Consider the following 7,156-nt stretch of genomic DNA (forward strand, 5'->3'; position numbering starts at 1 on the left):
ATGTCAGCACCATGTGCATCGGCCAGGCCTGCAGCGCCGCGTCGCTGCTGCTGATGGCTGGCGCCAAGGGCAAGCGTTATTCCCTGCCCAATTCGCGCGTGATGATCCACCAGCCGTCGGGCGGCGCCCGCGGCCAGGCCACCGACATCGAGATCCAGGCCCAGGAAATCCTGTACCTGCGCCGCCGCCTGAACGATATCTACGTTCAGCATACCGGCCAGCCGCTGGACAAGATCGAGCGGGACATGGAGCGCGACCGCTTCATGAGCGCCGAGGCGGCCAAGGAATATGGCCTTATTGATCAGGTCCTCGATCGCCGCGCCGTCGAGACGGTGAAATCCAGCTGATTTCACGTTCCTGGTACCAGGTTTGCAAGCGGTTCCGCGTCTCGCTGCAGACGCGGAACCCTGTGCTATTCTCAAACCGCAATCGATTTATCAGCAGGATCCAGGCATGAGCGACGACCGGCAGGGCCGTTCCAACGACAGCGGCAAGATTCTCTACTGCTCCTTCTGCGGCAAGAGCCAGCATGAAGTGCGCAAGCTGATCGCGGGTCCCTCCGTGTTCATCTGCGACGAGTGCGTAGAGCTGTGCAACGACATCATCCGCGAAGAGCTTGAGGAAAAGGCCGCCTCCGGGCGCAGCCAGCTGCCCAAGCCCCGCGAGATCATGGAAACCCTCGACCAGTACGTAGTGGGCCAGACCCGCGCCAAGAAAGCGCTGGCCGTGGCTGTGTACAACCACTACAAGCGCATGGAGTCGCGTTCCAAGAGCGACGATGTCGAGCTGGGCAAGTCCAACATCCTGCTGATCGGGCCSACCGGCTCGGGCAAGACGYTGCTGGCSSAAACGCTGGCGCGCCTGCTSAACGTGCCGTTCRYSATCGCCGAYGCCACCACGCTGACCGAAGCCGGYTAYGTSGGCGAGGAYGTGGAAAACATCATCCAGAAGYTGCTGCAGAAGTGCGACTACGACGTCGACAAGGCGCAGTCGGGCATCGTGTACATCGACGAAATCGACAAGATTTCGCGCAAGAGCGAAAACCCGTCGATCACCCGCGATGTGTCCGGCGAAGGCGTGCAGCAGGCGCTGTTGAAGCTCATCGAAGGCACGCTGGCTTCGGTGCCGCCGCAGGGTGGTCGCAAGCATCCGCAGCAGGAATTCCTGCAGGTGGACACCAAGAACATCCTGTTTATTTGCGGCGGTGCGTTCGCCGGTCTGGAGAAGGTCATCCAGCAGCGTTCGGATTCCACCGGCATCGGCTTCTCGGCCGAAGTGCGCAGCAAGGAGCGCAGGGAAAACCTGGGCAAGGTGCTCGCCGATGTGGAGCCGTCGGATCTGGTGCGCTACGGCCTGATCCCCGAGTTTGTCGGCCGCCTGCCGGTGGTCGCCACGCTCGACGAGCTCGACGAGCCGGCGCTGGTGAAGATCCTCACCGAGCCGAAGAACGCGGTCACCAAGCAGTTCAAGAAGCTGTTCGAAATGGAAGGCGTGGAACTGGAGTTCCGCCCGGAAGCGCTGCAGGCGATTGCCCGCAAGGCGCTCAAGCGCAAGACCGGTGCACGCGGTCTGCGCACCATTCTCGAGTCGGTCTTGCTGGACACCATGTACGAGCTGCCGTCGCTGGAGCACGTCAGCAAAGTGGTCGTGGACGATGCCGTGATCGAAGGCCAGGCCGAGCCGTATCTGATCTATCGCGGCAACCTCAAGCAGCCGCGTGCAGCGGGTGAGGGTGGCGACGCCGCCTGAGCAGTTCACGCGCTTGAGTGATCCCATGGCCTCGGCAGATTTGCCGGGGCCATTTTGTTTGTGCCGCCGCTCATGCACTTGTGTGAGTGACCCTAAGGCACCACTTGACGTACAGATGCACCCGGCGCAGTGTCGGTGCAAAGACGACACATCACGAGAGATTCTCTTCGATGGCAAAGACCGCCCCCAACCCCCAAGCCACCGGCGCCACCCTGGATGCACTTCCAGTGTTGCCGCTGCGTGACGTGGTGGTTTATCCCCATATGGTCATCCCGCTGTTCGTCGGACGTGACAAATCCATGCGTGCGTTGGAGCGCGCGATGGAGGGCGAGCGTCAGATCCTGCTGGTGGCGCAAAAAAGCCCGGACATCGACGATCCCAAGATCAGCGACCTGCACCAGATCGGCACACTTGCCGGCGTGCTGCAATTGCTCAAGCTCCCCGATGGCACCGTGAAGGTGCTGGTCGAGGGCCAGTCGCGCGTCGAGATCGAAAACTACAACGAAGACGGCGGCATGCTCACCGCTACGTCGCGCGTGATCGAGCCGGTGTACAGCTCCAAGGAACGCGAGCTCGACGTGGTATCGCGCACGCTGATCTCGCTGTTCGAACAGCTGGTCAAGCAGAGCCGCAAGCTGCCGCCGGAAGTGCTGGCGACGCTGTCGGGCATCGATGATCCCTCGCGCGTCGCCGACTCGATCGCGGCGCACTTGTCCGTGCGCATGGCCGACAAGCAGAAGGTGCTGGAAACCTCCGACGTGGGGCAGCGCCTTGAATTGCTGATCGGCCTGGTCGACGGCGAAATGGACTTGCAGCAGGTGGAAAAGCGCATCCGCGGCCGCGTCAAGTCGCAGATGGAAAAGAGCCAGCGCGAGTACTACCTCAACGAACAAATGAAGGCCATCCAGAAGGAGCTCGGCGAGAGCGAGGAAGGCCCGAACGAAATCGAAGAGCTGCAAAAGAAGATCGAAGCCGCCGGCATGCCCAAGCCGGTGCTCGCCAAGGCGCGCGCGGAGTTCGGTAAGCTGCGCCAGATGTCGCCGATGTCGGCCGAAGCCACYGTSGTGCGCAACTACMTCGACTGGCTGGTGGGCGTGCCGTGGAAAAAGCGCAGCAAGGTCCGCAAGGATCTGCAGCTGGCGCAGGAAGTGCTCGATGCCGACCACTTTGGCCTGGAGAAGGTCAAGGAGCGCATCCTCGAGTACCTCGCCGTGCAGCAGCGCGTGAACGCGATGAAGGGCCCGATCCTGTGCCTGGTCGGTCCGCCGGGCGTGGGCAAGACCTCGYTGGGTCAGTCGATCGCCAAGGCGACCAATCGCAAATTTGTCCGCATGAGCCTGGGYGGCGTGCGCGACGAGGCCGAGATCCGCGGCCACCGYCGCACSTACATCGGCTCGATGCCGGGCCGCATTGTGCAAAATTTGAACAAGGTGAGTTCGAAGAACCCGCTGTTCGTGCTCGACGAAATCGACAAGATGTCGATGGACTTCCGCGGCGATCCGTCCTCGGCGCTGCTGGAAGTGCTCGATCCCGAGCAGAACCACGCCTTCAACGACCATTACCTCGAGGTCGATCTGGACCTGTCCGAGGTGATGTGGATCGCCACGGCCAACTCGCTCAACATCCCCGGCCCGCTGCTGGACCGCATGGAAGTCATCCGCATCCCGGGGTACACCGAGGATGAGAAGCTCGGCATCGCGCAGAAATACCTGCTGCCCAAGCAGCTCAAGGCCAACGGCCTGAAGGCCGAAGAGTTGAGCATCGACGAGGAAGCGGTGCGCGACATCGTGCGTTACTACACGCGCGAATCGGGCGTGCGCAACCTCGAGCGCGAGATCTCCAAGATCTGCCGCAAGGTGGTGAAGGAGCTGACGCTGGGTCAGCTCAAGAAGTCCGCCGCCAAGGGCGCCGCGGTGAAGCCGGTTGCGGCCGTAAAGACGGCCAAAACCAAGGCCAAGGCGCCGGGTCGGGTCGCGGTCACGTCGGCCAATCTCGAGCAGTATCTGGGTGTGCGTCGCTTCGACTTCGGCCGCAAGGAATTGCAGAACGAAGTGGGCCTGGTCACCGGTCTGGCCTGGACCCAGGTGGGCGGCGACCTGCTCAGCATCGAGGCCTCGGTGATGCCGGGCAAAGGCCGTCTGGTGCATACGGGCCAGCTGGGCGACGTCATGAAAGAGTCGATCCAGGCGGCCTTGTCGGTGGTGCGCGCGCGCGCCGATCGCCTGGGTATCGAGCCGGATTTCCACGAGAAATACGACATCCATATCCATGTGCCCGAGGGTGCGACGCCGAAGGACGGCCCGAGTGCTGGCATTGCCATGTGCACGGCGCTGGTCTCGGTATTGACCAAGGTGCCGGTGCGTTCCGAAGTCGCGATGACCGGCGAGATCACCCTGCGCGGCCGCGTGCTGCCGATCGGTGGCCTCAAGGAGAAGCTGCTGGCGGCGCATCGCGGCGGCATCACCACCGTGATCATTCCGGAAGAAAACAAGAAAGATCTTGCCGACATTCCGGACAACATCACGTCCTCGCTGGACATCCATCCGGTGCGCTGGATCGACGAGGTGCTGGACATCGCGCTGGAGCGCCCTCTGCATCCGCGTCAGGCCACCGACGGTGACAAGCCGAAGGTGGACACGCCGCACGAGGAGGCGCAGGACCAGGAGGCTTACACGCGGCCTCATTGATCCGTGACAAGCATCACCAAAGACGGGCGGGAAACCGCCCGTTTTTGTGCCTGGATCACAGCCCGCTGTGCCGCTGTCGCTTAGCGTTTCAGCACACACTTTGCAAGCGTTCGCGGACCATGCTGAACCGCGCGAACCCTTGGTATTGCTTGTCATTGCGGACCCTTGGGGCCACTGGTATAAAGGCGACACCGCAGCCTGACGCCAAGCATGGTGCGCAGTGATGCGGGATTGCTTGGTGATGTCCCGGTGTCTGCCATGAGGTGACGTCGCCTGGTCCCAGAATGACCATGCGGGCTGCATAACCGTTTAAGGGAGTGTCTCAATGAATAAAACCGATCTGATCAATGCCATTGCCGAGAAGGCCGAACTCACCAAGGCTGACGCCGGCCGTGCTCTCGAAGCGTTCTTCGAGACCGTGCAGAAGGCGCTGAAGAAGGGTGACGATGTGTCGGTGGTCGGCTTTGGTACCTTCACCGTGCGCAAGCGCGCTGCCCGTACCGGTCGCAACCCGCGCACCAATGAGACGATCAAGATCAAGGCCTCGAAGGTTCCGGCATTCAAGGCTGGCAAGACCCTCAAGGATGCCCTAAACTAAGCGGCTACTTGCTTAGTTTCGGGTGCTTAGCTCAGCGGTAGAGCGTCGCCCTTACAAGGCGAGGGTCGTAGGTTCGATCCCTACAGCACCCACCAGTAATAAGTGGAGCGGTAGTTCAGTCGGTTAGAATGCTGKCCTGTCACGCCGGAGGTCGCGGGTTCGAGTCCCGTCCGCTCCGCCACAGTTCGCAAGGGCGCCCGTGTGGCGCCCTTGCCATTTGCGTACCCCGCACTTTGTGCGCCGAACAACGAGAGCCCGGGAACATCTCCATGCTGCAGGCATTGCGTACCAAGCTTCACGGATGGCCGTCCATCGTCATTCTGGGTATTTGCGTTTTCGCCATCTCGTTCTTCGGCATCGAATCGTATTTCTCATCGCGGAACGACACGTATGTCGCGATGGTCGGAAAGCACGAAATCAGCCAGCGCGATTACCAGGACCGCGTCAACGAAGCGCGCCGGGACGCCATGGCTCGCGCGGGCGACCAGTTCGATGCGGCCGAGTTCGAAAAGCCCGAAACCAAACGCCTGATCCTCGATCAGCTGATCAACGAACAGCTGCTGCGCCAGACCAACGACGCACTCGGCCTGCGGGTTTCTGCCGTCGAGCTGCGTGACCGCATTTCCAGCCAGCAGGCTTTCCTGGTCAACGGCCAGTTTGATCCGGCGACCTATCGCGCCATTCTCGCTGCGCAGAACATGACGCCGGCGATGTTCGAGAACAGCCAGCGCGCATCGCTTGAGCCGGGCATCTTGCCGCGCGCCATCATCGCCAGCACCATCGTCACCGACGCCGACATGGACCGTTACCTGGGCCTGCTGTACCAGCGTCGCGACCTGCGCTGGTTCGCGCTGCCGCGTCCCACGCTGACCGACACGGAAGTGACTGGCGCCCAGCTCGATGCCTATTACAAAGAGCACCAGGCCGACTTCATGAGTCCGGAGCAGGTCTCGCTGAAGTACATCGAGGTCAATGGCGCCGATCTGAAGATCGATGCCCAGCCCAGCGAAGACGAGCTCAAGAAGCGTTACGAAGATCAGAAGCAGCGCTTCGTGCAGCCCGAGCAGCGCCTGGTCTCGCACATCCTGGTGAACGTGCCCAAGAACGCCACGCCGGATCAGCAGAAGGCCGCGTTGGCCAAGGCGGAAAAGATTGCCGCCGAAGCGACCACGGACAMCTTCGCCAAGCTGGCCGAACAGGACTCCGACGACCTGGGTTCCAAGCGCTCGGGCGGCGACCTGGGCTGGCTGGAGAAGGGCGTGACCAACGCCTCGTTCGACTCCGCGCTGTTCGCCTTGCAAAAGGGCCAGATCTCCAAGCCGGTGTTGTCCGACGAGGGTTACCACGTGCTGTGGCTGCGCGATGTGCGCAGCGGCGATGCCAAGCCGTTCGCCGAAGTGCGCGATCAGATCGCCAAGGATTACCTGAGCACCGAGCGCGACCGCCAGTACAACGAACTGGCCGGCAAGCTCACCGACCAGACGTACCAGAACCCCTCGACGCTGGACCCCGCCGCGCAGGCGCTGAACATGCCGGTGAAGACCACCGAGCTGTTCTCCCGCAAGGGCGGCCAGGGCATCACGGCCGATCCCAAGCTGGTCCAGGCCGCGTTCTCCGATGACGTGCTGCTCCAGGGCAACAATTCGAGCCTGATCGATCTGGGCTCGGATCACGCCGTGGTGGTGCGCGTGGACAAGCACCTGCCGGCCGCAGCCCGCCCGCTGGCCGACGTGCGTGACCAGGTGCGCCAGAAGATCCTCGACGAGCGTACGGCTGCTGAAGAGCAGAAGCGCGCCGACGCCTTGCTGGCCCGCGTGCAGAAGGGCGAAGACATGCAGGCAGTCGCGGCATCGGCCGGTGCGACCGTACAGACAGTACCGGAGGCGATCCGCATGCAGCAGGGCGTGGCTCCGGAAGTGCTGGAGCAGGCCTTCCTGCTGCCGCATCCGGCCGCCGGCAAGGCGCAGTTCGCCCGCGTCGCGCTGCACGATGGCAGCTATGCGCTGGTGGGCGTGGACAAGATCCAGGACGGCGACCTGAGCAAGATCTCCGCCGAACAGCGCAGCACGCTGCGTCAGCAGATGGGCCAGGCTTACGGCATCCTCGCCACGCAGGCCTACAT

The 7,156-nt window shown here is 62.7% G+C and carries 5 protein-coding genes and 2 tRNA genes; all 7 read left to right on the forward strand.

The features are described 5' to 3' along the window. A partial coding sequence (locus AC1DMG_RS18030; RefSeq protein WP_477180855.1) for an ATP-dependent Clp protease proteolytic subunit occupies positions 1-347 on the forward strand: 347 nt, incomplete at its 5' end. 106 nt (positions 348-453) lie between these two features. Beyond that, positions 454-1,749: an ATP-dependent Clp protease ATP-binding subunit ClpX gene (gene clpX, locus AC1DMG_RS18035; protein ID WP_477180856.1), complete on the forward strand. Its 1,296-nt coding sequence runs from the start codon at positions 454-456 to the stop codon at positions 1,747-1,749. Between the two features lie 170 nt (positions 1,750-1,919). After that, the gene (gene lon / locus AC1DMG_RS18040) at positions 1,920-4,436 is read left to right on the forward strand and encodes an endopeptidase La (RefSeq protein ID WP_477180857.1); all 2,517 of its coding nucleotides are present in this window, start codon (positions 1,920-1,922) and stop codon (positions 4,434-4,436) included. Between the two features lie 325 nt (positions 4,437-4,761). After that, positions 4,762-5,034, forward strand: coding sequence for an HU family DNA-binding protein (locus AC1DMG_RS18045; RefSeq protein ID WP_019465590.1), 273 nt, complete (start codon positions 4,762-4,764; stop codon positions 5,032-5,034). Between the two features lie 20 nt (positions 5,035-5,054). Beyond that, positions 5,055-5,129 (forward strand) — tRNA-Val (locus AC1DMG_RS18050). Between the two features lie 9 nt (positions 5,130-5,138). Then, a tRNA-Asp gene (locus AC1DMG_RS18055) sits at positions 5,139-5,215 on the forward strand. An 88-nt stretch (positions 5,216-5,303) separates the two neighbouring features. Continuing rightward, a partial coding sequence (locus tag AC1DMG_RS18060; RefSeq protein WP_477180858.1) for a SurA N-terminal domain-containing protein occupies positions 5,304-7,156 on the forward strand: 1,853 nt, incomplete at its 3' end.

The organism is Dyella sp. 01N36 (assembly GCF_056399745.1).